This window comes from Colwellia sp. 20A7, assembly GCF_009832865.1.
In the GTDB taxonomy this organism is placed as follows: Bacteria; Pseudomonadota; Gammaproteobacteria; order Enterobacterales; family Alteromonadaceae; genus Colwellia.
In genome coordinates, this window is record NZ_CP047130.1 from 1,505,243 (window position 1) to 1,531,190 (window position 25,948).

The 25,948-nt window shown below is 36.7% G+C and carries 27 protein-coding genes; 12 read left to right on the plus strand and 15 right to left on the minus strand.

The annotated features are described in order from the left end of the window. Positions 1 to 64 precede the first annotated feature (64 nt). The 4 genes from GQS55_RS19805 to GQS55_RS06465 form a co-directional block, all read right to left on the minus strand. The gene (locus GQS55_RS19805) at positions 65 to 1,075 is read right to left on the minus strand and encodes an IS66 family transposase (protein WP_201294639.1); all 1,011 of its coding nucleotides are present in this window, start codon (positions 1,073 to 1,075) and stop codon (positions 65 to 67) included. Beyond that, positions 1,018 to 1,662: a hypothetical protein gene (locus GQS55_RS19810; protein WP_201294501.1), complete on the minus strand. Its 645-nt coding sequence runs from the start codon at positions 1,660 to 1,662 to the stop codon at positions 1,018 to 1,020. The genes GQS55_RS19805 and GQS55_RS19810 overlap by 58 nt, the downstream gene beginning before the upstream one ends. A gap of 96 nt (positions 1,663 to 1,758) precedes the next feature. Beyond that, positions 1,759 to 2,097, minus strand: coding sequence for an IS66 family insertion sequence element accessory protein TnpB (tnpB, locus tag GQS55_RS06460; protein WP_159817815.1), 339 nt, complete (start codon positions 2,095 to 2,097; stop codon positions 1,759 to 1,761). After that, the gene (locus tag GQS55_RS06465) at positions 2,094 to 2,465 is read right to left on the minus strand and encodes a hypothetical protein (RefSeq protein WP_159818046.1); all 372 of its coding nucleotides are present in this window, start codon (positions 2,463 to 2,465) and stop codon (positions 2,094 to 2,096) included. Before GQS55_RS06465 ends, tnpB begins: the two co-directional genes overlap by 4 nt. Before the next feature lie 2 nt (positions 2,466 to 2,467). Between GQS55_RS06465 and GQS55_RS06470 the strand changes: the two genes are divergently transcribed. Continuing rightward, a complete protein-coding gene (locus GQS55_RS06470) occupies positions 2,468 to 3,877 on the plus strand; it encodes a carbon starvation CstA family protein (protein WP_236559782.1) in 1,410 nt (469 codons plus the stop codon). 144 nt (positions 3,878 to 4,021) lie between these two features. Here the strand turns inward: GQS55_RS06470 and GQS55_RS06475 are convergent, their stop codons facing one another. From GQS55_RS06475 to GQS55_RS06490, 4 genes are all read right to left on the minus strand, one after another. Next, entirely contained in the window at positions 4,022 to 5,344 is a 1,323-nt protein-coding gene (locus tag GQS55_RS06475; protein ID WP_159819040.1) for a sensor histidine kinase, read from the minus strand. Beyond that, a complete protein-coding gene (locus GQS55_RS06480; protein ID WP_159819042.1) occupies positions 5,334 to 6,002 on the minus strand; it encodes a response regulator transcription factor in 669 nt (222 codons plus the stop codon). Before GQS55_RS06480 ends, GQS55_RS06475 begins: the two co-directional genes overlap by 11 nt. Positions 6,003 to 6,073: 71 nt before the next feature. Continuing rightward, positions 6,074 to 6,433, minus strand: coding sequence for a YgiW/YdeI family stress tolerance OB fold protein (locus GQS55_RS06485; protein WP_159819044.1), 360 nt, complete (start codon positions 6,431 to 6,433; stop codon positions 6,074 to 6,076). A gap of 27 nt (positions 6,434 to 6,460) precedes the next feature. Then, positions 6,461 to 7,081, minus strand: a complete 621-nt coding sequence (locus GQS55_RS06490; protein WP_159819046.1) for an AcfA family outer membrane beta-barrel protein — start codon at positions 7,079 to 7,081, stop codon at positions 6,461 to 6,463. Positions 7,082 to 7,510: 429 nt separating this feature from the next. Here GQS55_RS06490 and rpsP point away from each other — a divergent pair, with 429 nt between their 5' ends. From rpsP to GQS55_RS06520, 6 genes are all read left to right on the plus strand, one after another. Then, the gene (gene rpsP / locus GQS55_RS06495) at positions 7,511 to 7,759 is read left to right on the plus strand and encodes a 30S ribosomal protein S16 (RefSeq protein WP_076420269.1); all 249 of its coding nucleotides are present in this window, start codon (positions 7,511 to 7,513) and stop codon (positions 7,757 to 7,759) included. A gap of 41 nt (positions 7,760 to 7,800) precedes the next feature. Continuing rightward, positions 7,801 to 8,328, plus strand: coding sequence for a ribosome maturation factor RimM (gene rimM / locus GQS55_RS06500; RefSeq protein WP_159819048.1), 528 nt, complete (start codon positions 7,801 to 7,803; stop codon positions 8,326 to 8,328). Between the two features lie 39 nt (positions 8,329 to 8,367). Further along, positions 8,368 to 9,135 carry a tRNA (guanosine(37)-N1)-methyltransferase TrmD gene (gene trmD, locus GQS55_RS06505; protein ID WP_159822610.1) on the plus strand — a complete coding sequence of 256 codons (768 nt, stop codon included), beginning with the start codon at positions 8,368 to 8,370 and terminating at the stop codon, positions 9,133 to 9,135. 26 nt (positions 9,136 to 9,161) lie between these two features. Further along, on the plus strand, positions 9,162 to 9,515 hold the full coding sequence (rplS, locus tag GQS55_RS06510) for a 50S ribosomal protein L19 (protein WP_159819050.1): 354 nt from the start codon (positions 9,162 to 9,164) through the stop codon (positions 9,513 to 9,515). A 289-nt stretch (positions 9,516 to 9,804) separates the two neighbouring features. Beyond that, entirely contained in the window at positions 9,805 to 10,263 is a 459-nt protein-coding gene (locus GQS55_RS06515; protein WP_159819052.1) for an META domain-containing protein, read from the plus strand. Positions 10,264 to 10,354: 91 nt separating this feature from the next. Further along, complete coding sequence (locus GQS55_RS06520) at positions 10,355 to 10,891, plus strand: peroxiredoxin family protein (protein WP_159819054.1); 537 nt, start codon at positions 10,355 to 10,357, stop codon at positions 10,889 to 10,891. Between the two features lie 10 nt (positions 10,892 to 10,901). Here GQS55_RS06520 and GQS55_RS06525 read toward each other — a convergent pair whose 3' ends face one another. Together GQS55_RS06525 and GQS55_RS06530 are read right to left on the minus strand one after the other, a co-directional pair. Beyond that, positions 10,902 to 11,498, minus strand: a complete 597-nt coding sequence (locus GQS55_RS06525; RefSeq protein WP_159819056.1) for a DUF938 domain-containing protein — start codon at positions 11,496 to 11,498, stop codon at positions 10,902 to 10,904. Between the two features lie 22 nt (positions 11,499 to 11,520). Further along, positions 11,521 to 12,630 (minus strand): GNAT family N-acetyltransferase, encoded by a 1,110-nt coding sequence (locus GQS55_RS06530; RefSeq protein ID WP_159819058.1) that lies wholly within the window; start codon positions 12,628 to 12,630, stop codon positions 11,521 to 11,523. A gap of 389 nt (positions 12,631 to 13,019) precedes the next feature. On the opposite strand from GQS55_RS06530, the gene GQS55_RS06535 reads away from it, so the two are divergent. Next, the gene (locus GQS55_RS06535; RefSeq protein ID WP_159819060.1) at positions 13,020 to 14,228 is read left to right on the plus strand and encodes an IS256 family transposase; all 1,209 of its coding nucleotides are present in this window, start codon (positions 13,020 to 13,022) and stop codon (positions 14,226 to 14,228) included. Positions 14,229 to 14,262: 34 nt separating this feature from the next. On the opposite strand, the gene GQS55_RS06540 is transcribed toward GQS55_RS06535, so the two are convergent. The 5 genes from GQS55_RS06540 to GQS55_RS06560 all read right to left on the minus strand — a co-directional run bounded on the left by GQS55_RS06540 (position 14,263) and on the right by GQS55_RS06560 (position 22,770). Continuing rightward, positions 14,263 to 18,555, minus strand: coding sequence for a cobaltochelatase subunit CobN (locus GQS55_RS06540; RefSeq protein WP_159819062.1), 4,293 nt, complete (start codon positions 18,553 to 18,555; stop codon positions 14,263 to 14,265). A 12-nt stretch (positions 18,556 to 18,567) separates the two neighbouring features. Then, the gene (locus tag GQS55_RS06545) at positions 18,568 to 18,873 is read right to left on the minus strand and encodes a DUF2149 domain-containing protein (RefSeq protein WP_159819064.1); all 306 of its coding nucleotides are present in this window, start codon (positions 18,871 to 18,873) and stop codon (positions 18,568 to 18,570) included. After that, positions 18,860 to 19,468: a MotA/TolQ/ExbB proton channel family protein gene (locus tag GQS55_RS06550; RefSeq protein ID WP_159819066.1), complete on the minus strand. Its 609-nt coding sequence runs from the start codon at positions 19,466 to 19,468 to the stop codon at positions 18,860 to 18,862. Before GQS55_RS06550 ends, GQS55_RS06545 begins: the two co-directional genes overlap by 14 nt. 158 nt (positions 19,469 to 19,626) lie before the next feature. Next, complete coding sequence (locus GQS55_RS06555) at positions 19,627 to 20,793, minus strand: HmuY family protein (protein WP_159819068.1); 1,167 nt, start codon at positions 20,791 to 20,793, stop codon at positions 19,627 to 19,629. An 18-nt stretch (positions 20,794 to 20,811) separates the two neighbouring features. Next, entirely contained in the window at positions 20,812 to 22,770 is a 1,959-nt protein-coding gene (locus tag GQS55_RS06560; protein WP_159819070.1) for a TonB-dependent receptor plug domain-containing protein, read from the minus strand. A 463-nt stretch (positions 22,771 to 23,233) separates the two neighbouring features. On the opposite strand from GQS55_RS06560, the gene GQS55_RS06565 reads away from it, so the two are divergent. The 4 genes from GQS55_RS06565 to nirK all read left to right on the plus strand — a co-directional run bounded on the left by GQS55_RS06565 (position 23,234) and on the right by nirK (position 25,935). Continuing rightward, the gene (locus GQS55_RS06565; protein WP_159819072.1) at positions 23,234 to 23,569 is read left to right on the plus strand and encodes a DUF3088 family protein; all 336 of its coding nucleotides are present in this window, start codon (positions 23,234 to 23,236) and stop codon (positions 23,567 to 23,569) included. A gap of 104 nt (positions 23,570 to 23,673) precedes the next feature. After that, entirely contained in the window at positions 23,674 to 24,069 is a 396-nt protein-coding gene (locus tag GQS55_RS06570) for a hypothetical protein (protein ID WP_236559783.1), read from the plus strand. 119 nt (positions 24,070 to 24,188) lie between these two features. Then, positions 24,189 to 24,521 (plus strand): hypothetical protein, encoded by a 333-nt coding sequence (locus GQS55_RS06575; RefSeq protein WP_159819074.1) that lies wholly within the window; start codon positions 24,189 to 24,191, stop codon positions 24,519 to 24,521. 298 nt (positions 24,522 to 24,819) lie between these two features. Beyond that, positions 24,820 to 25,935, plus strand: a complete 1,116-nt coding sequence (gene nirK / locus GQS55_RS06580; RefSeq protein ID WP_159819076.1) for a copper-containing nitrite reductase — start codon at positions 24,820 to 24,822, stop codon at positions 25,933 to 25,935. The last annotated feature ends 13 nt before the right edge of the window (positions 25,936 to 25,948 follow it).

Genomic DNA, 25,948 nt, shown 5'->3' on the forward strand with positions numbered 1-25,948 from the left:
TCACGATTTTTTCAGGTACAGCTTGACCTAGGCGGTAAAGCCTAAATCATCGTGTTTGGTTTTTTTAGGTGATTGAATTTTTAGCGAGATAATTCCAGGGTAAATAATCTTCAGGGGTCTTTTTTACCTGCTCTTTTTCTCGTTGTAAGGTGGTGAAGTAGTCAAAGACATTAATACCCGCCTCACTTGCCGTCGCGATGACCGAGGTAATGACATCCCCAATCGTTGCCCCCAGTAAGGTTTTGTGGAACATCGCGTTTTTTCTGTCTCTCACCACAATTTTGAGCATCGCTTCAATACGATTATTGTCGATTTTTACTCCTTCAGTGCTGCAAAAGTAACTCAGTCCGACATAATGTTTGATAAAGTAGCGAATAGCTTTGCCTAGGCCACTGTTTTCTTCAACGGTTTCATTGGCTAAATGCGTTTCTCCCCACAATTTTATGGCTTCCATAATGGGCAGCGAATGTTGCTGATGGTAAGCAAGCCTTGCAGTCGGGGTTAACTTTTCTTCTTTCGTATGGTCATCATTGACCCATATTTCGCCATAACGTTTGAGGACATGCTCGACCTCAATTGGAAAGTGATTGATAACATCTACAAATTGTCGTCTTGCGTGGCTATTACACAGTGACGTTATCGCCTCACGTACCGTCGGCCGATTGCTCGCTAGCGCATCACTCATGATGAGTGGTTTGGTGCATGATTGACTGCGCTTGTGCAAAATACTGTCAATGAATTCTCCCGCGTGCCCGATGTTAGTCTCAAATAAAACAATATGACGGTTATCAGCCAGCGTTGCGATAACACCTGAGGTATAAACGCCCGTACGTGTGATGACTTTCTCACTGTTGCGTGCTTTCTTTATCACCGATTTCGCATCAAGAATACGGTTAGTTGTGTCATCTAAATAGTAGTGTTTACCATCAGCCGCTAAATTGAAGAGCAATTGGTACACGGGATAAATAGCATTACAAACAAGCTCTACTTGGTCAAAAACCGTTGACGCGGTGATTTTTACCCCAGTAATTTTTGAATACTGCTTTGACGATAAAAAGGCAGTCCAGCAAAGTATTTATAAATCGCCATTAAAGAACGTGCTGAATAACCATATTTTTGAGTACTTAAGCCATCGGTTAAGACATCGTCCGGCAGTGGTGCGGTAAAATAAGCACCGCAGGTATTACAACGAAGACGCTCCATGACATGCTGCTCAGGTTTGAAAGGACTTTGTCCGGTGATACGTAGCAAGCTACCTGGCTCGGTTTTATAAACCTTACCGGTTAAGCACTCAACACAGGTATCGCCTTTATTTACGTCAACTAGTCCATGAACGATAATCGTGGGTTTAACCGGGGTGAAACCTTCACCATTATCGTTGCTACGCTTTTTATTTTTCTTGCCCGATGACGCTTTAGTTTGCTTAAGCACCGAGCCTAGTTTTTCAGATGATTTTTCAATACCTAACAATTTTCGCAGTTTATGCACGGTAACATCATGATTCGCTAAGCGGGTTTGCGTGGTGGCTAAGGTCAATAACGCATCAAGTAATAACTGATAATCCTCTGGGCTTAAGGCCAGATTGTTTTCTTTGGCCTCGTTCACGCGCTCTATCAGCGCTTCAAGGGCTTTGCCATCAATGTCGGTAAAAGGTTTGCTCACGGTACGTCCAGAGTTTTAGTGTTTGGTACAGGTTTATTTTGCAGGCATTATGATCCGATAAAAGTAAAAATCAAGTGTTTATCTCAATGATTTTACTCAGTAAAGAGGATCCGTTTTTTCCCATAATGGATCGTTGTCACACAATAGTTTTCGCAGTTTTTTCGCGATGATCTGTTCAATACTTTTGTTTGATGACGGCCAATTTTGAAACTTTCCTTTAGATAAACGCTTGGTCATGAGCCAAAAGCCAGTACCATCATACGATAATGCGCGCACCATGGTTTTATTGCGATTAATAAAGACAAACACAGTACCCGAACGTGGGTTGACCGATAATTTATAACGGCATGTTGCGGCTAAACCATCAATGCCCTGGCGAAAATCAGCGGGTTCAATCGCGATTAATATGTGGGTGTCAGCGGTTAAATGGATCATGATTTCATTGCCCCAATGAGCGAAATGATGATGTTAGTATCAATAACACCAGATAAAGACATTTCATTACCTTGGGCAAAGCGTAGTTCAACAGTAAAGGGCGGTTGTGTGAGTAATGGCGGTGGTGAAATAGGAAGGTGCACAAATAGCGGTGCTTTTTCAGCAGGTTCAAGCGTATTTCGCCATTGCTTGAGCTGGCCGCCACTGATCCTTAATGCTGATGTTATTTTGCTAGAAGAATAGTGATTGAGTAATGCTACGGCTTGCTCACGCAATGCGATGGGCGTTGTGACTTGACGACCACTTCTGTTGCTACGCCAGTGCTCAAAAGCAGTAACGACCGTTGTTAATTGATCTTGGTTTGGCATGATTGCATCCTAGTAATTTGGTTGCGATCATTAAAACAGATCAAAAGGGGGAAGTTGAGCTAGGCTGCCGTAAGCTCACCGCTATTCATCCGGTACGTGCTTTTTTAATTCAATTTTTAAATATAGCCGGTGTTGGCCCAATCTTCGGTCCAATATTAGGTGCTTTATATGGCCCTGTTGCGTTGGTATGGATTGTACTGGGTAATGTATTAGGCGGTGCGGTACACGACTTCTTCTCAGGTGTTATGAGTATAAAAGAAGATGGCAAAAGTTTACCTGAGATAGCCGGAAAATATTATAACGTGGTGTTTAAAGGCTTTATGCTGTTATTTACTGCCATGTTACTGTTTTTTGTTGGTGTAGTATTTATTATGAGCCCGGCGGGCTTATTGAGTAACTTAGATTTTTTTAAAGGTACTATTTTTGCTAACAATACTTTTTGGGTATTAACTATTTTAGCGTATTACTTTTTTGCAACCTTGTTACCTATTGATAAAATAATTACTAAATTTTATCCTTTCTTTGGTTTATTAATGATTGTAATGACAACAAGTGTTGCTATTGCATTATTGATTAACGCACCACACTTACCGGTAGCCGGGGACTTTTTAGCCTATTTTGAAGCTGACCATGCACATGACTTTTTAGAACCAAATCCTGATGGCTTACCTACTTGGCCATTACTATTTATTACCATTACTTGTGGTGCTATTAGTGGCTTTCATTCTACTCAAGCGCCAATTATTGCTCGTTGTTTAACAAATGAAAAATACGTTCGCCCAGTATATTATGGTGCGATGGTATGTGAAGGAATGGTTGGTTGTGTTTGGGCTTTAGCCGGTATTGCTGCGTTTCCAGAAGGTTATGCAGGTTTAAAAGTATTGCTTGATCAAGGTGGTCCTGGTTTAGTGGTTAACCATGTAGCAAACAGTTATCTTGGTGTGTTTGGCGGTATTATGGCGATAGTTGCTGTAGCTGTTTTCCCTATTACTTCTGGTGATACTGCATTCCGTTCATTACGCTTAACGGTTGTTGATGCTTTTAATATTCCACAAAGTTTACGTAATAGATTATTACTTGCTGTGCCTATTTTAACAATTGCCTACTTTATGACTAAGTTAGATTTTTCGCTTATTTGGCGTTATTTTGCCTTCTCAAATATGCTGCTTTCTACCAGTGTATTGTGGCTTGCAACCAAATATTTATTCGACCGTGGCACATTCCATTGGATTGCTAGTATACCAGCAGTAATCGCAACAGCAGTGACATTGTCGTATATTATGACAGCGTCAATAGGTTTCAACATATCAAGTGATTTTGGTAAGCCAATTGGGGCTGTTACCGCTATTATTGTTTTAATTGGACTTGCTATAGTGCATGCAACTAAGTTTAAAAAAAGAGTTGAAGTTTAGTTAGCCTAAAATTTAACTTTAGCCCTAACTTAGCTTAGCACTGAGATTAGCTTAGCAATAAAATACTAAAGCCGTTGTAGTTGTATCGTCAATTACAGCGGTTTTTTTATATCCTATTATTTATCACCTATCACCTATCATCCATCATTTGGCTGTATTAAATATGACGGAAACGTTAAAAACAGTTGTGCTTTTATCAACACATAGTTGCCAGTTTAAATGCTCACAAATACGTTCAATAATGACAAGACCATAACCAAAACCTGGTTCAATATCCGAAGCATCATATAAATTTGATAGCGTTAGTTTATTAGCTGTAAGCTTAACGTTGATACTTGTCATCTGATCTGCAGTTTTAACGTCATTATTAGCTTTAACGTCATTATCAATGTTAGAAATATTTTCTGTTACTGGGCTGAGTGAGTAATTAAGTGCATTTTTAAATAAATTATTGATCACCACTTGCACCATATCTAGCGGTGCAAATATATGTATATCGTTTTCAATTTCAATGCCTAACGTTAATTCTCGTCGAAGAAGTTGTACCTGTAACTGTTCTATTTTTTGCTGAAGTAATTGATCAAGTGAAATATCTTCAAAGTGATGTTTGTCTATTTGTTCTTTTCCCAACAGTAGAAAGGTATTTGTTAATAAACTAATGTCGTTGCTTGCTTGAATAATACGTTGTGTAGCTTTGGTGGCTAATTGATTATTAAATTCAATGCTTGTTAGCATTTCGCCAGATCCTTTCAACACCATAAGTGGTGTTCTTATTTCATGTGCCGCAAAGTGGCTAAATTCTTGTTCACGTTTAAAAAATTGAGCAATGCGTACCTTACTATCTAATAGTGCTTGTTCAATAATCGCTATTTCTTGATAATCAGCATCAACGTCAAACAGCGGGTTAGCGGGTGCCATTTGGGCTATTTTTTGTTGAACCTTAACGAGGGGAACTGCGATTAGCCTCACCAAGTAAAAACCTAAAGCTATCATTACAGCAAGTAATGCGGTACCAAATATGAGTGAAAATATAAGTAGTTTAGTTTCATATTCATCTAAATAATCATCAGCATTGTCTTTAAATACAATATAAAATAAGTCTTTCCCGTTAGGGTGCTCTCTCACTAAAAAGTGCTTATCTTCCGGTCCTAAATGATGTTCATAAAACCCAGGGTGTTGATACGAGGTTAGCCATTCGGGAAGGTTTTCGACCTTGTCATAAAAATCAAATTCATATTGATTAGGTAACACGGGCATATTCGGCGTAGAGTTATTAGGGAGGGCGTGAAGAGATTTAACACTTTGAATATAAACGTTAGCTTCGGCATCCAACCAATGCTGTAAACTAATTATTTCCATTTGATCTTCAGCCACAATAATAATTAGGCTAAATAATGCAATAAAAAGGGCGGCTGTTGCGCTGTAAATTAAAATTAAGCGATTAAATAATTTAGGCTTAGTTGACAAGTTTAAATCCTTGACCGTGTAAGGTTTCTACACTGTTGGTATTGATGCCTTTATTAAGAACTTTGCGTAATGCATAGATGTGACTGCGAAGCGCATCGCTTGGTGGCTCTTCATCTCCCCATATTTGTTCAATCATTTGTTGCCTAGATACAACCGTTGGAAATTTTTGCATTAATAAACGCATCATTTGATGCTGTATTTTACTCAGTTTAATTGGTTCATTATTTCTATAGAGTGAATTTGTTTGTAAATTATAATATAAATCGCCTACCGTTAATGCTTGCTTATTGCCACTTTGTCCACGTTCTCCAAGTGAGTCAATACGAAGCAAAAGCTCTTCTAAGGCAAATGGCTTAACTAAGTAATCATCGCCCCCGACATTAAATGCCTTTCTTTTATCTTCTAAACTATCTCTGGCTGTTAAAAAGAGAATAGGGGTATTAATTAAATACTCATTTCGTAAACGTTCAACAGTCGCTATACCGTTTAACTTTGGCATCATGATGTCCATAATAATAACATCAAATGATTGTGTTTTTATTTGGCTGATTGCCGCTACACCGTTGTATGCGAAATCAACAATATGACCATGCAAATCTAAGTAGTCAACAATGGTTTCCATTATCGCTATGTCGTCTTCTACAATCAGTATTTTCATTCATATCTCAAAATTAAAAATAATCGGTACACTTCAAGCATCATTATACGCTTGAAGTGTACTCGTATTGATTAGGGATTAGTAATTTCAATCACATCTACGTCTATTTCGGGTGATTGTAAGAAATCTTTTTCTACGTCACCTAATATTGTAATGAGCGTGTTTTCATCAAATTGCTGTTTAGGAAACACATGATTGTCTATTTCTACACGTATTTGTTTATCACCGCTTTTAAAAATGTATTTATCACTACTGACTTTTTTTATTAAGTAACCGGTTAATTTTACATCTTGATCATCAACAGGGTCTTCTAAAATAGAAGCAATATCAGTATTTACATGTAGGTTATAACCAAAACTTTCAGCAAATACAGGTTTTAACGTTGTTAAGAGTAAAAGGCCTAAGACGATTAACATTATTACTTTTTTCATGTGATCTTTCCTAATGATAGTATTAAGTTAAAAGGTATAGCTTGCACTAAGCATTAACGAGGCATTACCTACTAAGCTTGATCTCGCATATTGAGCTTTAGCTGTTATATCAATATTTTTATAGACTTGATACTGAAGGCCTATCGCTGCAAGACCACCAATACTGGTATCACTTTGTTGAACATTAATGTGATTAATGTCAGGTCCATTTTCAACGTCAATTTTATAACTCGCATTAAAGTCTGCATCATGATGTAAAATACCAACAGCACCAACTAATTTTAAATTATCGTTAAGAGGATATAAATAGGTTGCTGCTATTGATATTTGCGTATAGTCAGCATCAGCTTCCCATTCTTCTTCCTGTGTATAATCAATGACTGTTTCAAGCTCTGTACTTTGTTCAAATGCTGTAAAAGCAAGCTCTACTCCCCAATTGTTATCAAACTTATATCCAGCAAATATATGAAAGTCGCTGCTTGTACCTTCTTTTTGTAAATTGAGTGTTACGTTATTCACCGACGTAGATTTCATCGCATTATCTTGAATGCTTGGGTTATTCGTTTGAATACCTGCACCAATGTAAGTATTAGCTAAGGTAGTAAGTGGCGTACATAAGGCAAGTAGGTATAGGTAAGTTTTTTTCATGGTTGTTTCTTATTCTTATCGTGTTTAAAAGATAGAGTAATTACACCATAGAGAATGTGAAGAAAATGTGAGGAGAAAATAATTTTTTATTTTTATATTAATATTTGTTCTTATATTAATACTCGTTTTACTCAGTTATTACTTACTTGAACTAATTAAAATGTTTTACAGCGTGGTGCTCTTAATATTAATAGCCCGCTATTGCTCAACTGAGCGACTTGCCTTGATTTATTCATTGCCGTATTGCTAGCTCATAAACTTAATGAAAAAGCGAAGAATGTAAGGTAATACTTATTATAAGCTTTGCTTGTTACTCAAATAAGGATTGCCTTTTATCCTAAAAAGCGTATAATACGCGAGCTTTTCTGTCGCCTATAGACAGGAAGTGTCTGGAAAATCCGTTTTAACACTAAAATATAAGAGGGCGATATGGTTACCATTCGTTTAGCTCGTGGTGGCGCTAAAAAGCGTCCATTCTATCAGGTTGTTGTTGCAGATAGCCGTAACTCTCGCGATGGTCGTTTCATCGAGAAAGTTGGTTTCTTCAACCCAACAGCACAAGGTCAAGCTGAAAAATTACGCTTAGACCTAGACCGTATCAACCATTGGGTTGGTCAAGGTGCTGGTTTATCTGATCGTGTGGCTAAGTTAGTTAAAGATGCTCAAGTAGCAGCTTAATAACAAGCTTAGTAGGCAATAGTAGAAATTAGTGAGTTGTTATGAGTACACAAAATCAAATTACCTTAGGTAAAGTAGGCGCTGTTTACGGTATCAAAGGTTGGTTGAGAATTCATTCATTCACAGATGAAAGCGATGCCATACTTGACTATTTTCCTTGGTCATTAAAATTAGGAAATAATACGCGAACAGTAGATGTTACTGATTGGCGCAAGCACAACAAAGGCTTAGTCGTAAAAGTTGCAGGTATTGATGACAGAGATGATGCGCAAGCATTGGTCGGTTCTGACATATTAATCAATGAAAGTTCATTGCCAGAATTATCGAAAGGTGATTATTACTGGCGTGACTTAATCGGCATGGCTGTTGTTACTACCCAAGGTTACGATCTTGGTGTGGTATCTGACATGTTGGAAACTGGCGCTAATGATGTACTGGTTGTGAAAGCGAACCTTAACGATGGCTTTAGTAAGAAAGAGCGGTTAATTCCTTATCTTTTAGAACAAGTTGTTGAGTCGGTAAGCATTGAGAATAAACAAATTTGTGTTGACTGGGACCCAGGTTTCTAGCTTGTGACTAGTGTTGATTCTTCATTGAAGAAAAGCAAAATGTGGATAGGGGTGATAAGCCTTTTTCCCGAGATGTTTGACGCTATCACTGAGTATGGGGTGACAGGCCGAGCGATACGCGGTGGGTTAATTGAGTTTCATAAATGGAACCCAAGAGACTTTACGCATGATCGACATCGTACCGTTGATGATCGTCCTTATGGCGGTGGTCCAGGTATGTTGATGATGGTGCAACCACTACGTGATGCTATTAATTCTGCGCGTAAAGCTGCAGAAGAAAATGGTAGAAAAGCGAAGGTTATTTATTTGTCGCCGCAGGGACGAAAACTGGACCAAGCAGGTGTAAGTGAATTAGCGCAAGATGACTGCCTGATATTTATAGCAGGTCGTTATGAAGGCATAGACGAGCGATTATTAGCGTCAGATATTGACGAAGAATGGTCGGTTGGCGATTACATTTTAAGTGGTGGGGAACTGCCAGCGATGAATGTAATTGATGCTGTAGCACGATTAGTGCCGGGTGTATTGGGACATAAAGAATCAGCAGAGCAGGACTCCTTCTCTAACGGTTTATTAGATTGTCCTCATTATACTAGGCCAGAAGTACTAACTACCGCTTCGGGGGATGAAATGTCAGTACCAAAAGTTTTGTTAAGTGGTAATCATGAACACATACGCTTATGGCGCCAAGAACAGTCTCTATTGAGAACATGGACCAGAAGACCAGAATTATTAACTAACCTAGCTCTGACAGATGAGCAGGATAAAATGTTAGTTTCTATTAAGAAACGCATAAGTTCCACTTAGACTGTGCATACTAGGAAGAAGGTATTATGAGTAAAATTATTGAAATGCTCGAGCAAGAGCAATTAAAAAAAGACCTACCAGATTACGCTCCAGGCGATACTGTTGTAGTTCAAGTAAAAGTTACTGAAGGTGATAAATCACGTCTTCAAGCATTTGAAGGTGTTGTTATTGCTGTTAAAAGCCGTGGCTTACATTCTGCATTCACTGTTCGTAAAATCTCGAACGGTGTTGGTGTAGAGCGTGTATTCCAGACACATAGCCCAATTGTTGATTCAATTGCAGTGAAACGTCGCGGTGACGTTCGTCAAGCGAAACTTTACTATCTTCGTGAACGTTCAGGTAAATCTGCACGTATCAAAGAGAAATTGGCTAAGAAGTAACTTTTTAAAAGTTAAGCTTCAAGCTGCTTTCCTCGTAAAGAAAGGGTGAATATTAAATTATTCACCCTTTTTTATTTCTAATTATCAGTAGATATAAGGACGGTTGATAATACCAGTTTTCAATCACTCCTTCGTAAAATCTACTTTGAAAAACAACATCTCACTAGAGTCTTAAAAATTTAATCTATATTTTTCAATTGATTAAAAACGCTCTAAAATTGAATGATATTTAATCGTTTTATTTAACTATATATGCCAATATAGTGATTCATTTATTAGGAAAATAACAATGAATAAATTAGTGCTAAGCTTTATTCTGCCATTTATTATTGTATTGACGGGATGCCAATCGAGCAATCATTTAGAAAGCAACGAGCAAGTGATTATACCATCTGATGTACTTGTTGCTACGAATTGGACATTAGCTGAAATTAACGGGGTTAAAGCTCAAAATGACAGCCAAGACAAGAATATAATTCTGCACGCTAACGATAATCGTGTGACTGGCTTTGCTGGTTGTAATCATTTTTTTGGAAGCTTTGAAGCTGAAGATTTAATTGATGGACTAGGTAAACTAAAATTTCACCATATTGGTTCAACAAAAATGGCTTGTTTAAATGTTGAAATAAATGAAAAAACCTACTTTAATGCTTTAAGTGATACCGTTTTTTATCAACTTGATGAGAGTTCATTAACATTGCTTAATGAAGCATTAACCGTATTAGCTATATTTAAAAATAAAAAATAAAAAATAAAAAATAAAAAATAAAAAATAAAAAATAAAAAATAAATTTAATGTTTGATGTATTTCGAACTTAAATATAAAAAGAGGGAATTTTATGAAAAAAGTGTCAAAAATAATTGCTGTTTTCATTGCTGCTTTCTGGAGTTTTAACTTATTCGCCACAAGTTTACAAGTTGGTGCACAAGCGCCAAACTTTAGATTACAAGATACTACAGGCGAATATTTTCAACTGAGTGATTACTTGGGTAAAAAGGCGGTGGTTTTAGCTTGGTATCCGATGGCTAATACGCGTGGCTGTACTATTGAATGTAAATCATTAGTAGAGCAAGGTCATCTAATTAGAGAGTATGATGTGCGCTATGTTATGGCGAGTGTTGACCCGTTAAATGATAATAGAGATTTTGCTAAGAAAATTGCTGCGGACTTCCCTATGTTAAGTGATCCAACGAAAGAAACCGCTAAAGCTTATGATGTGTTGAATGTTTTCAAAGTAGCGAGTCGAGTCACTTTTTATATATCTAAACAAGGGAAAATATTGAAAATAGATGAAGATGTCAAACCTGCTAGTGCTGCAGAAGATATCGCTAAATCTTTAAAAGCGCTAAATATTACGTTGGCATCTTCAAATTAAAAAGAATGTTTTACTGTTTTTTGAATACTAATAGACGATTATTAGCGGGCATAGTGTGATCGTCTATTAGGTTAAGACCAGCGGAACTAGCTAGCGCTAATATTGCTTCGATGTCTCTAATACCACTATTTTTATCTCTTTCTTTTAACCATAAATCAAAGTTAGCATTACTTTCGCTAGTGAACTTTCCTTGGTAATTAAATGGACCATAGATACAAACATTAGCGCCCGGTTTTAAATTATCAGCAATGCCTTCAAAAAACTTAACGACAAGTGCCCAGCTTATAATATGTAATGTATTTGCTGTGTAAATTGCATCTATTGCTGTATTGCCTATTGGCCAAGTCTCATTTAAATCAATAACAATAGGCTTTAATACATTCGTTAGTGCCGCCTCACTTAACCATGAGTGAATACCTGGATGATTAACAGGTAAATCACTGGTTTGCCAAGTTAGATGGGGGAGAAGCTGCCCAAAGTAAGTAGCATGTTGCCCAGTACCCGAGCCAATTTCTAAAACATGCGTATTTTTTGAGAATACATTCGTTAAAATAGCTAAAATAGGTTGTTTATTGTTTTCGCATGCTTGTGAAAAAGGTTTATTCATTGTATTTTTTAACTCATTAATTTTATTTTCTAAAAGGTAGCATCTGTTGACATTGCGCTTGGTAAGTTAGCATATGCGCTCGCTCTTGTTGACAAAAGTTTTTAATTATCTCTTTAAAAGCAGGGTGTTTTATCCAGTGATAAGAATAAGTTAACACCGGTTCGAAGCCTCTTTGTATTTTGTGTTCGCCTTGTGTGCCCGGATTGAACATTTGTAGGTTATGCTTGAGACAAAACTCGATACCTTGATAGTAACAAAGCTCAAAATGTAAATTATTAACTTGTTTAGTACAGCCCCAATACCTTCCATATAATTGATAATCATCATAAAAGAATAACGCACAAGCAATATCTTCTTGTTCATGGCTAGCAATAACTAATAAAACATTATCGGATTTTTTAGATATTATTTGCTTAAAAAATTCAATGTTTAAATGAGGTTGGTGGCCACGCTTTAAATAAGTAAGTTGATAGGTTAAATAAAAAAAGTCGAGATCTTTTGATGTGATTTCATTTTTTTTTAGTAAACGTATATCAATACTTTGCTCAATAATCGAAAGCCTCTCTTTACGCGTGTTTTTTCTTTTACGAGAAGTGAATGTATTGATAAAATCATCAAAATTTTTGTAATCTCGGTTAAACCAATTAAACTGAACAGTATTACGTTGATAAACATCGGCTGGTAATTCTGTTGTTACTTCTTCACAATACAAAATGTGCCAGCTATTAATGTCTTCTTCAAGGCAATGCTCTACTAATGGCGTAAAGAAGTCGCTTACTTGATTTGTTGAAGAGAGTAATTTATCACTAGTGACAGGGGTAAAGGGAATTGTCGCAACTAGTTTAGGATAGTAATCTAGGTTATAACGTTTAAAGGCTTCAGCCCAATCCCAATCAAAAACGTACTCACCCCAAGAGTGACTTTTTAAATACATTGGCATAATTGCCATTACATCATCGTTAGTTGTTGAAACTAAATGATGAGGCTGCCAACCTTGTTTATTATCAACACATTGGCTTTCTTCAAGTGCATTAAAAAAGTCATAATCAAGAAAAGGGCAAGATGAACTATTTAATTTTTGCCAATGATCAGGGCTGATTTGATTTATATTATTAATAAAGTTAATTTTCATTTTACCATTCTACCGCTTACTGCTTTTTAGTAGGTAGTAATTTATAGCATTATTGTACTTGAAGGTTATTTTTATGTGAGAGTGCTTGCTTGATACTTATTTCTTACAAATGATATTTATTTCTTAAAACGATAGTTATCTCTTAAAAATGACACTTATCTCTTAAAAACAATAGTTATCTCTTAAAAATAAGATTGTAATCGTTCTAATTGAAAATTATAGCTGTGGAGTTTTTATATCAGTGCAAAATTTTGTAGTTAGGCTGATTACTTAACAGTGTAATCTGTCTAACTACAGAGATAAATAAGCGTTTATTTTGAGCCTGTAACAGATTTTGTGTAAGTACTTTTCATCAGTTACCCTAGTGGTATCAAAGAAAGGTAAAACACATGAACCAGAAAGAACTTGAAGCTTTTGCAAAAGAAGCCGCAAAAAGTATTAAAACAGGCGAAGATTTAGATAAATTCAGAGCTATGCTAACCAAGGTTACTGTTGAAGCGGCATTAAATGCTGAATTAGACGACCACCTTGGTTACGCTAAACATGAAAAAACGAGTACGCCCAACAACCGTAACGGTTTTAGCGCTAAAAAAGTTAAAACCGAAGACGGAGAGTTTGAGCTAAATACACCACGTGACCGTGATGGTAGTTTTGAGCCAATCCTCGTAAAGAAAAATCAAACACGATTCACCTCTATGGACGACAAGATTTTATACCTTTACGGCAAAGGTATGACGACGCGCGATATCGTCGACTCGTTTGATGAATTTTATGGCGCAGAAGTCTCTCCCACCTTAATTTCTCGTGTGACCAATGCGGTAATTGAAAAAGTCGATGAATGGCAAACAAGGCCGTTAGAGCCTGTTTATCCTATCGTTTATATGGACTGTATCCGTCTAAAAATCAGAGAAGATAATAAGGTTATCAACAAAGCGGTTTATTTAGCGCTAGGCGTTGATGTCACAGGGCAAAAGGACTTACTGGGTATGTGGTTCTCTGAAAATGAAGGGGCTAAATTCTGGCTTAATGTGTTGACCGAGCTCAAAAACCGAGGCGTTCAAGATATCCTTATTGCCTGTGTTGATGGTTTAAAAGGCTTTCCTGATGCCATTAATACCGCCTTTGAAAATACTCAAATACAGTTATGTATTGTACATATGGTAAGGAATTCGCTGAAATTTGTGCCTTATACTGATTATAAAGCGGTAACCAAAGACCTAAAAACGATTTACCAAGCCATAAACGAAGAGCAAGCACTGAAGGCATTAGATGCATTCTCAGCACGCTGGGACGATAAATACCCAAGCATATCAGCTTCCTGGCGACGTCATTGGGATAATCTCAATACCTTATTCATTTACCCGAATGATATCCGCAAGGCTATATACACAACGAATGCGATAGAATCGTTAAACAGCGTTATACGCAAAGCGGTTAAAAACAGAAAGGTATTTCCCAACGATGACTCAGCTAAGAAAGTTATTTACTTAGCCATTACTCAAGCATCGAAAAAATGGACTATGCCAATAAGGAATTGGAAATCGGCCTTGAATCGTTTTATGATTGAATTCGAAGACCGTATTTCAGACTATATTTAAAAATGGTACTTACACAGATATTGTTACAGGGTCTTTATTTTTTCTTATTATTGGTTGATAACAAGTATATTTGCTGTTTATTTAGTGTTCTTTTTTTACTTTGCCACAGTGCACCCAAAGCTATTATGATGAAAGTTATTACTAAGGTAAAGTAAATAAAGTCATCAGGCTCTATTGTTTGTGCTGTTTGCTTATCTAGCTTTTGACCTTCCACTTGTTGCTCAGCGTTTTCCGACTGCTTTTGCTGTTCAGCAAGTTGTTGGTTATTACTCTCTTGCTGTGCTTTCGCATTGGCCGCCATTGCTTCCATTGTTTTAGCTGCTAATGGCGCTAAGCCAAAACCTTGCGCAAGTTCGTTGACATGTTCTTTCACAGCATCGTTAAGAATGACTAAATCATTTTTATTAACTACTTCAATATATTGTTCAATAAGTTGTTTTAAACGTGCAGGATCTGCTTGCCAGTAATCTTTACGCTCTGCTTCAAGCATTCTTTCCATCATACGCGCAAAGGCTGCAGGATTGATGTCTTTAAACCATTCATCTAATGCTAAATTGAGTTTATCATCAATATAAATATCCATGTATTCATCCCACTGATCATTTCTTATCAAATTAGGATCTACGACTTGCCAACCAAAGAAATTATCCATTTTAGCTGCTAATGATACAGCACCTGAATAACCTTCTTTTTGTAACTCTTTTATCCAACGCGGATGGAACATTCTAGTACGTAGCTCTTTTGCAAGAAATAACGCAGCATCTTCGGCTTTAGCATTTTTAGCATCACGAAGGTTTGCTACTACCATATCAGGGCTTTTACCATCAATATTACGCACAGCTAAACTGAGTGAGCCAAAGTATTCAAAAGGATCATCAGTACTTAACATACCAAATAAATTTGATGAACGAGCGAAAAGCGCGATATCCGTACCCGAAAGTTGTTTAGCATAAAGTTGCACTTCGTTATCTTGTTTATCTACTGCTTTTTGTCCCCAGCGGGTATTGTCTGCGCCAAAAAAGTATCCCATTTTCCCTAAATAGTTATCAGATATTTTCTTATCTGTTTCCCACGTATCACTAGACCATATGGCATCATCCACACCTGTACCATAATCGCCTGACTGGTTTGAGAATATTCGAATTGTTGATAAATACTCGGCTTCTTTTTCATCGACGCCTTCGGCAATTAAATCAGCTTTAACTTTTTGGCTATTGGTCCAAATACTATTATTGTCTTCTTTTAGTTCAGCTACTTGATTAACTGCTTTTGCCAGCATTTGCATAACATTTGGGAATGCATCACGATAAAGACCTGTAGCCGATAGAACAACATCAATACGTGGGCGTTTTAATTCACTGTAAGGAATTACTTCTGTGCCTATTACTCGTCCACTTTCGCTCCATTTTGGTTTAACACCCATGGCATATAATACTTGTGATTCAAGCACACCATAATGTCGCATTGTTTCAATAGACCAAAGTGAAAAAGCCATTTTGTCTGGATAAACGTTATGCTTTTGATAGTAGTTGGCAATCATTTGCTCGACTAGCTCTTTACCTTGCTCGAAAGCTGCTTTGGTAGGAACACGAGAGGGATTAAAACCAAATAAGTTGTAGCCTGTTGATAGTGATTCCGGATGACGAATAGGATCACCACCTGATTTTACCGGAATATATTTAGCGCTAAGGAAGTCGACCATGGCATCAAGTTCATGAATATTGATAATGCTTTTATAGAGTTTTTTACCGCGCTCTAAATCAGCTTGTAAAGACTCAGGTATATCGGTGAATGCTAATGGGCGTAAGGCAGATTGATCAGCAGCATCAATAATATAGTTTTTTACGGTTAAATACCCTGATAAACGTGTGATGTCGTTTTCTTGCGGTAAACTCTCAGAATCAGAGGTCACACTTTCGGGTGATATTTTATTATCATCGGCATGATTTTTTTCATGGTAAGTATGACTATGAACTATATTCTCATCCTGAGCATCTTGCTGGTAATCACTTTCTTGATGTTCACCGGTTAAATTGTTCGCGTAGTATTTATGTTCAAACTCACTAGCACGACGAGTAAACTCAGTGCCTAACATTTGTATCAAGGTTGATATTGTTAGTGGCTCTTCAGGAATATAACCAAAGGTATGTAAACCTAATGGTTGATTAGCTGTTGCTAATGCTTCTAAGTGAATATGTAGCGCATCAATAAATTCATTAAACTTTTGTGCTATTTCTGTTTCTTGCCAACCTAAATCTTTACAGATGTTAGTGTCAAAACATAACTCAGTAAGCTGTTTAGCTGTTTTTTGTTTTACACCACCTTGATCTAACTGTTTATATTGGTGCATTAATTCATGTAAATTACGTATTTCACCTTCTAAACCTGCTGCAGCAAAGGGCGGTGTCATATGTGAAATGACAGTTGCACGTCCACGACGCTTGGTTTGCATGGCCTCACCAACATCATCAACGATAAAAGGGTAAACAACAGGCGTATCCCAAACTGCTAAATTACCTTGATCATAAATAGACAAACCGCGCTCTTTACCACCTAAATATTCTTGTGAACCGTGAGTACCTAAATGAATAATCGCGTCTGATTGCCAATACTCTCGAGCGTAATAATAAGCAGCCAGATAGAAGTGATTTATCGGAACTACGCCTTGATGGTAAATCATGTTTTCATCATTTTTAATATCAGAGCGTGGCGGTTGTCGCATAATTAACATGTTACCATTACGAATACGAGGCAGTACAAAGAAGTCTTTACCGTTTTTATTTACGGCCATAAAGTTGTCTTTGGGCTCGCCCCAATGTTCATTGATCTCTTTAGTTAATTCAGTTGGTAAGGTATTGAACCAAGCTAAGTATTTATCAATAGGCATTAACTCTGCCAAGTCATTATCTAATAATTCAGTTAACTGATAATCACGATAGAAGGGGTCTAATATTTTTTTCACGTTATTTTCAAAATAGTCGGCATCACGCTCTGCTGTTTTATAACCATCATGAGCTAAACGCTGGCTAATAGCTTCGATACTGTCTGGAATATTCATAAATGAAGCGCCAACATCTTTATCGCCCCACACAAACATAGTGAGTTTTTTGTCTTGGTTTGCTTTATATTTTAGATTAACGACATTGATCGCTTTATTGATTAAATGCTCTAATTGATAGTCAATGATTTCGGTGCTTTGATCACTCATGTTTCTGGCAGCAACGATCATTGGATCAACAACCCCGGCATTTTCAGGTAAAACCAAGGTAAACGACATCATATTAGCGCTGACGCCTTGCATATCATTTTCCCATGCTTCTTTATCACCTGAGTAGTAGGTCATCGCATGCATAACAGGTACGTTAAATTGTTCAAATTCTACTTTACGTTTGTTAGCCCAATGAATATTCCGAAAGTTAATAATTAAATCAACATCGGTTTCCATTGTTAGGTTTTGCCCCTTGTTTTCATTATCTTCACTGGGGACTTGTAATAAGTGACTATAATCCGACGTAACAGGACTCAGCTTAAAAAAGAAGGGGACAACGTAAGCGCCTTTCGCTTCTAATTGTGCAATGGTGGCATCAATTAATTGTGTTTGCTCTGATTCGATTAATGCACGTTGTAATAATATTGCTATTTTAGCTTGTTGAGGTTTTACTGGGCGGCGTTTTTTATATTCTACTAAATCGTTAATAATTAAATCTGGTAGAGCAGGGTGGTAAATACCTTGTTGTGGGAAAATTATAGGGGCGGGTACTGAATCTGCTGCTAATACTTCTGCGCTAGTGCTGTTATTTTTTATGATGTTCACTGTAATATAAGACAACATATTATCTAAATTACGTCGTCCTGCATTCTTCCAATAGTTTTGTAAATCGGTTTGTGCTTTACTCGTTAAGCCTTTATTTAAACTGGGGTTTTCTAAGTAACTAAAAGCGACAATAGCAGTATTTGCTTTTGTTACTTCGCTTGCATAATTATCAAACGTTGCGCTCGCTTCTCTAGCGGATACTGCATCAAGAATTACTAAGTCGTATTGATTGAACAGCGTACTTAAGGCATTTGTTTTGTTTATGCTGTTTGATAATGATGCTGCTGATTTTTGTTCAATATGCCAATTTGAATCAATTCTTTCTTTAACTACTTTTTTTAATAATGATATTTTTGCGGTATTCGCATGGGCAGTACTTAAAAATAATATACGCTGTGTTTGTTTATTTAGCGTAGGTTGTATATCGCTATCGGTTACTTCTGCATAAGCATTATTAATAATATTAACAAGGCTAAACAATATGATGGAAAGTTTTAATAGAGGATTTTTCATTAAATAATATCGCTATTCTTTTACGTAAATGATGTTGCCGTCTGCCATTTCATAAGCAGTACCTGTTTTTTTACCGGTGCCAGACCCTGTTTTACCGTCACTTTTAAAGCTTTCGATAACATTGCCTTTTTTAACAATAATTTCCATATTCTCTTTACCTGCATTTTTAATAACGGTGACATCTTCAGCAAGAAAAGGGTTTAGTGGGTTTTGTGCTATAGCAATTAATAAAGCAGCAACAAGCACTAAAAAAACATCAACTAAGTTAACCACTGATAAGGCTGGATTAATGCCTTCATCTTCATCAAGCAGCCTCATGTTGTTTCTCCTCTGCTTCTGGTGATAAAGTTGATATCTCTTCTTTGTTTGCTTGAATTCTATCGTCTATTAAGGGCATAAGTGCGACCAGCTCTTCTACCATCCAGCGTTTTTTCACTGAGGCGATCCAGAAGGTGATTGAAGCGATAATTAAGCCAAAAATAACGGCAGAGAATGCAACAATTAAATTTTCGCTAATACCTTGTATATTGCCATCTGCTAAGCTTTTTAATGCAGGTCCCATTGGGATCATAGTGGCGATTAATCCTAGCATTGGTGCAAGGCGACTAACATTACGCACACCTTCAAGCTCTTTTAATGCCGCTACATCAAGTTGATCTTTACTTATGTCGGGTATTTCATTCGCTAACGTTGCCATTGGGTAACCATTTAATGTCAGCGTTTGTTTATGTCCTAACTTGCCATTTAAAAGTGTTATGAAAGATTTATAATGACGACGGCGCTGGATGGTTTGGCTGAAAAATTGACCTGAGGCAAATAATGAATAAATAAAAAGCAATGCTATAAGACATAGTACGGGTGCCATAAAAAAGTCTGACAGTTGGTACATGGTTTGTTCGATCAGGACGATCATAAGTTTTCCTAGAAATTATTTTGGGTTATGTGGAATATTTTCGCTAAAACTAAAATTAGCATTCAAACCCAAGTGACAAAAAATAAAGGCCACTTAAGTTTGAATTATGCGTTGTAGCTTTGAGGCTGAATTTTGCTACACGTTACTAAGCTTTCGTTTTACTCAGCAGCTTCGCCTGCAATTTCAGTTACTTCATCTGCTCTAAAGCTGATATTGCCAGAAGTGCCTTCTTCATCGTAATAGCTTGTTAGTTGTAACTTATGGGTTTTGGTAGGGGTTTTGATTAAGTAAATATCAAATTGTGACCATAGTAAGTGTCCGCCATTTAATGCATATTGATACCAAGGCGTATTATCAAAAGCTTTAACACTATAACTATTCTCTTTAAAGCCGTAATAACCAACTGAATCAGGGTCAACAGCATCATAGCCATTGTCGAAATCTTGTATTGCTTGGGCATCATCAGCGATATTAATGCTAAAGTCAGCACCGGTTTTATCTTCTACACAAGGAAAATTAATATCCCAACCATCGGCGCTAGTTACTTCTTGGTTGGTATCAAAATCAACATAAACATGGGTAACATCACCTGAACAAGTTAACGCTGTGTCAATAACAAGCTCTTGCTCTGCGCCAAATTCAGCATCACCGCTACCTTGATATGCTGTTGTTAAGGTTACTTGGCTAATTGCTACGCCAGCTGTGGTAATATTTGTGGTGCTAAATTTCGTAAAAGCATCATCTGAGTTAACAATAAAATAATTAGTTTCAGCGGCGGTAACAACATGCGTTGCTGAATCGTAATTGTAGAAACCGTCGATAATATTTGAGGTTACATCTCCAACAAATAATGTTTCATCTGCTGGTATGTCGTTTGTAGTAACGGCTAAGTAATCGTCTAATTCTGTCTCTGCTGTTGCTGCAATAAAGCTTTCTGCAATTGGATTACTGTCAGTGTCGAAAAACTCACTATTGTTACCTGTTGAGTAAGACTTAACAGTATTGTCACTGTTTTGGTTTAAATAAACACCACTGCGTTTAAAGGCTATATCCCATGTGGTGTCTGTTTCAGCTTGCTCTGCGGTTAGATCAACCACGACTTTATTGTCTAAGTCATAGTAAACAAAAGCTGGTTCACTAACACTACCTGTGCTGTGTGGCCCACTAATGTCACCTTGAGTTGGCGCTGTTGGTGTTGGCACAGGATCAGGCGTTACCTCTGGCGTAGAGTCATTACTTGAGCTACCACCACACGCGGTTAATAACACGCATAGTGCGATACTTGATAATTTAAAGGTAGTGTTGAGGTTTGATATTAGTTTCATGTTTTTTCCTATATTATTTTAAAATTGGTAGCTAATGCCGGCACTAACGGTGCGGCTACTAACAGGTCTTGCATCAAATAAGTTTTGGCTATTTGCTGAGCCACTTTTGTGTTCATCCAAAATATTATCAACGCTTATACGCCATGATAATTTATCGGTTAATACTTGGTTTAATACGGCATTAATTGTGAGGTATTCATTGTTTTCAATACCCTGAAAGCTGTCTGATACCTTTTCACCGGCTTGATAAACGGCATAGGTTATTAACTCGATACCGTATGATTCAATGTCGTAATTCATATTAAATTTTATTTGATGGCGTGGACGAGAAAGCAAGCGTTCATTGTTCTCATCTTCACTACTTAAGTAACTGTAATTAAGCTGTGTTTTAAAATGTTGAAAGGTTAATTCGGTACTGATATCAACGCCGTGTATTTTTGCTTTACTAATGTTTTGGTATTGATAAATAGATAAACCACTTTCGGCTGACTTTTCTACGTCAATAATTGAATCTATTAAGTCGTCAGTGTTTGAGTAATGCACACTAATGTCGCTGCGTAAGTCAACAGCGTTATTAGCTAGGCTACTGGTAAAGGTTAAGCTTGAACTGATTGATTCAGCAGTTTCTGGAGCAAGCTCTTTATTACCTAAAACCATATAACCTAAAGCGCTATGGTCAAATACGTAAAAACGTTCTTTTAAATTAGGCACGCGATAACTTTGCCCTATGCCGGCGCGCCACTGTAATTTGTCTTCACCAAAAGTGAAGTTTTTCATGGTGCTAAGACGAAGTGCATTATGCCAACCAAAGTCTGAATCATATTGGCCACGCATACCTGCTAATACTTGGTAATCAGATTTAACCCAATTCCCTTGAAAAAAAGCTTCAACGCTTTCACGCTTTTCGTTGTCTATTTCAATCAAATTATCGGCATGTTTATTTTGGTCAAGCTGATCAGCATGCACCACACCGCCAGCAACCAATTCAATATTGTTTAGTTGAAAAACTTTTTGACCATTGATTTCTGAAAGTATAATACTTGTGTCACGTAAACCGTTTGATTGGCCACTAGTTTCTTGATGGTTAATGTACCTAGCATTTAACTGCCAAGGTTGTTTAAGTTGATTAGTACTCTTTAAACCAAGCTCTACCTGTTGTTGATCAACATCTGTTTGGTAGAAAATCACCTGACTTTGTCCTGGAATAGAGGATGTATCTCGTTGTTTTTTATCACTCAACCATTGGTATTTTATGCTAGTTGCAATTTTTTCGTGAGCTTTGCTAGCACCTAAGGTAATAAATTTTTTCTCAACACTGGCAGCATCTTGGCTAATGGTATCACTGTCATAATCAAAGCCTTGATCATCAATAACTAACGCATTTAGCTGTGTTCGCCAACCATAGAAGTTATCTACAGCATTAAGTTTAATTGTTTGATTAATATCGCCATCTTCAATAGAGTTCCCCTGATATTGACTAATATCGTAGTCAATTTGTATTTGAGGATCATTAGACTTTACTGTAATGATATTGATCACTCCGCCCATTGCTGAGCTACCATACATAACGGATGCAGCACCTCGAATGACTTCTATTTGGGCTATATTACTTGCGGGAACTTGGTCTAAATCTGCTGATGATCCTGTTGGGCTAATAATAGCTTGGCCATCAATTAGCACCAGTACATGATCGCCATCAAATCCTTGCATTTGAATATTGTAGCCATCTTTTGCACTACGTTTCACTACTACACCGGGAATATAATTTAGCGCTTGGGCTAATGTGCCTTGGCTAATTTTAGCAATGGTTTCACCTTTAATAACCTCTACTAAAACAGGGGAGTTACTTAATAACTTAGCCGTACGTGTTCCAGTGATAACAATATGTTCTTCTAGATCTAAGTCTGACTTCGCCTTCGTTATAGTTGGGATAAATAAGACGATAATTAACACAGATATTTTAATTTTTATATTCATTACTACTCTTGATTAACAATCTAAATGACAATGATTTTCATTCGTAATACTATTTGATGCAAATGTAATTTGCAAGTAAAAATTAAAGTAAGGGGGTTTTTTAGTTATTTATCTAATGTTTTAAGTCGACATGATTTTCATTAATAGTCGATATTTTATTTAAATATAATGAGGGAGTCGTGCTTATAGTTTTGCCTTGGCGGCGATTGTGGGCACATCTATAGTCTTTTTTTTGATTACCGTTTTACCCAATGTTATTTGAGTAATCACGTTAGCACTCCGCTTTTTTATACCTCAATTAGTGGTAGTATTACCTGAGTGAAATTTTGTATTATGGACTGGTTGATGTAATAAAAGCTCACTTGCTATTAAGTATTGATTTAGTTGCCTTAATTACGCTTTATTTAAGGTCGTAATCTTTTGAATTTTAAAATAATAATTATATAAAATTGGGATGAATAACATGAAAAAACCACAACTATTTTTACTAAAACCAGGCTATGGCAAAGCCGCTGATCAATTCTGTCCTGACTGTGCTTTGGTAATGGGGTATTTTGATTATCAGCCGCAAATGCGTGAGCATGTTGATATTAAGCTAATTGATTTCGATAGACCACGCCATGACCTAGTAAAACTACTTGGCGAAGACTTACAGAATAGCCCCGCACTGATATTTTCTGAAGGTGAACGACCACAGCATATTAATTTATCAGAAAAGACTAACAGAGCTTATATTAATGACGGACGAGCTATTTGTCAGTGGCTTGGGCAAACGTATGGCGGATTAGTACCGTCATAGAAAAGTTACTTGAAATAAGGCTTATGCATGTATGCATGGATATTATAAATAAATCATCATCGTAAGCTACTAAGTGTGAATTAGTCTAACAATTGGGAAATTTTATGTTTAAATTATATATAGTTTTTGTACTGCTTATAACCAGTTTTATGTCTATCGCAGATCCTGTAACAGAGACACAGCCGGAAGACTCAATACTCCTTACTGTTTTTTTAAAGCATGACCAAAGTAATAGTTTTGAAGAGTATCAAAAAATTCTAGAAGAGCAGAAATTCTTTGATAAATTCCCACCAGAAGGCGTAACTGTTGTAAGCTGGTATGTGATGATGGGAATTGGTCAGGTAGTTACATTAGAAGTACCTGCACACAAGCTTAGAGACGTTAACTTGGCAGTAGAGCAAAGTGCTTGGAAAGCCTTTACAGTTGAATTTTATCCAACTTATAACCTTTATCCTGTTTTTAAAGATAAGCTAAAGAATAAGGCTAAAGTGGCATATTAATGCTAAATAGTTAACTCGTCACTTTAACGAACAATAAATGGTTGATTTTTGTAGTTGTACTATTCATTTAATCAACCATTTATTACTTCTTAATAAAATTTTATAGGATTGGAGTTTGTATGAAAATTTTACGGCTTATTTTATTATTTACGTTATTATTCGTTTCTTTTTATTCTTCGGCTTCAACAAGTAAGTTTGATTGTAAGTACCTCAATTATCATTTGGTGCTTGAGGCAAAAGGTTTTAAGCATATAGTTCACGAGTTAAGTATCAATGGAGAAATTCTTATCACGGAATTGCTCGATGATAATTGGTTCATGGAGGAAATAAACTGTAAAAAATCAGGTTATGAAATTGTTGCTAGCCATATTCAATATAATGACCCTGTTAAACAGGTATTCAAACTAACGTATAGTTCTAAACGTGGTTACAAAGTCATAAAAGGCAGATAATAAGTCAGATACTCGTAAAGTAAATCACCCTCTATTCTTCATTCACTAAAAGTATATTTATCTCTTGTACTGTTTATGTTCAATATATTGATATCATAAACTTTTATTGAACTCAGTCATCCATTGCAATCGTCTTTTTAGTCATATTTCATTGTGAATTTTTTCTGTTACTATTTTTAAATTTAAAACTTGTGTATACATATTGATTTAAATCAAAGTGCTGTATTCAATATAAACACATACTTTGCCATAGATACTCGTTATTATTAATAACGCTAATTGTGGGAACAATAAAATAATGAAAAAATTTAAAAGCTTAGGGATAACACTCGCTATTTCACTCATCTCATTTTCATCACTGTCATTTGCCGGTGAAGTATTTGATATTGAAAATATTGGCACTAAATCTAAAACTGAGGGCTTGGAACGTGTTACTCAAACTTTAGTGCCACCACCATTTTTACCCAAACATGATCAGGTTGCTAAAGGCAATCCTAAAGTCATTCAAATGACAATGGACATTATTGAAAAGGAAATAGAAATTGCACCGAATGTTTTTGTGCAGGCTATGACTTTTGAAGGCTCAAACCCTGGCCCAATGATAGTTGCTCATGTAGATGACTATGTTGAGTTGACACTTAAAAACCTTAAAACCAATACCTTGGTTCACAATATTGACTTTCATGCCTCAACAGGTGCTTTAGGTGGCGGTGCATTAACCAATGTAGCTCCGGGTGAACAAGTTGTTCTTCGTTTTAAAGCAACTAAAGCGGGCGTTTTTGTTTATCATTGCGCTCCTGGCGGCGTTATGATTCCTTATCATGTTGTATCGGGTATGAATGGTGCAATTATGATCCTTCCTCGTGATGGGTTGAAAGACAATAAAGGAGAATTGGTTACTTACGACAAAGCTTATTACATTGGCGAGCAAGACTGGTATGTGCCTAAAGATGAAAAAGGTAAGTTCAAGCGTTATACCTCTCCTGTAATGGGGATGGCAGATACCATGGAAGTTATGAAAACGCTTACGCCTACTCATTTAACCTTTAATGGCAAAGTAGGAGCTTTAACGGGTAAGAATGCGATGACTGCAAAAGTGGGAGAAACAGTATTATTTCTTCATTCTCAAGCAAATCGTGATACACGCATTCATTTAATTGGTGGTCATGGTGATCTTGTTTGGACAGGTGGTTCATTTGATGATGTTCCAACAACTAATCGCGAAACATGGGCTATTGCTGGTGGTGAAGCAGGCGCTGCTATGTATACCTTTAAACAACCAGGTCTTTATGCTTATGTTAACCACAACCTAATTGAAGCGATTATGTTAGGTGCTGCCGGTCATGTTTCTGTTGAAGGTGAATGGAATAATGACTTGATGGAACAAGTTCAAAAACCAAGTCCTATTAAATAATTATAGGGATTGA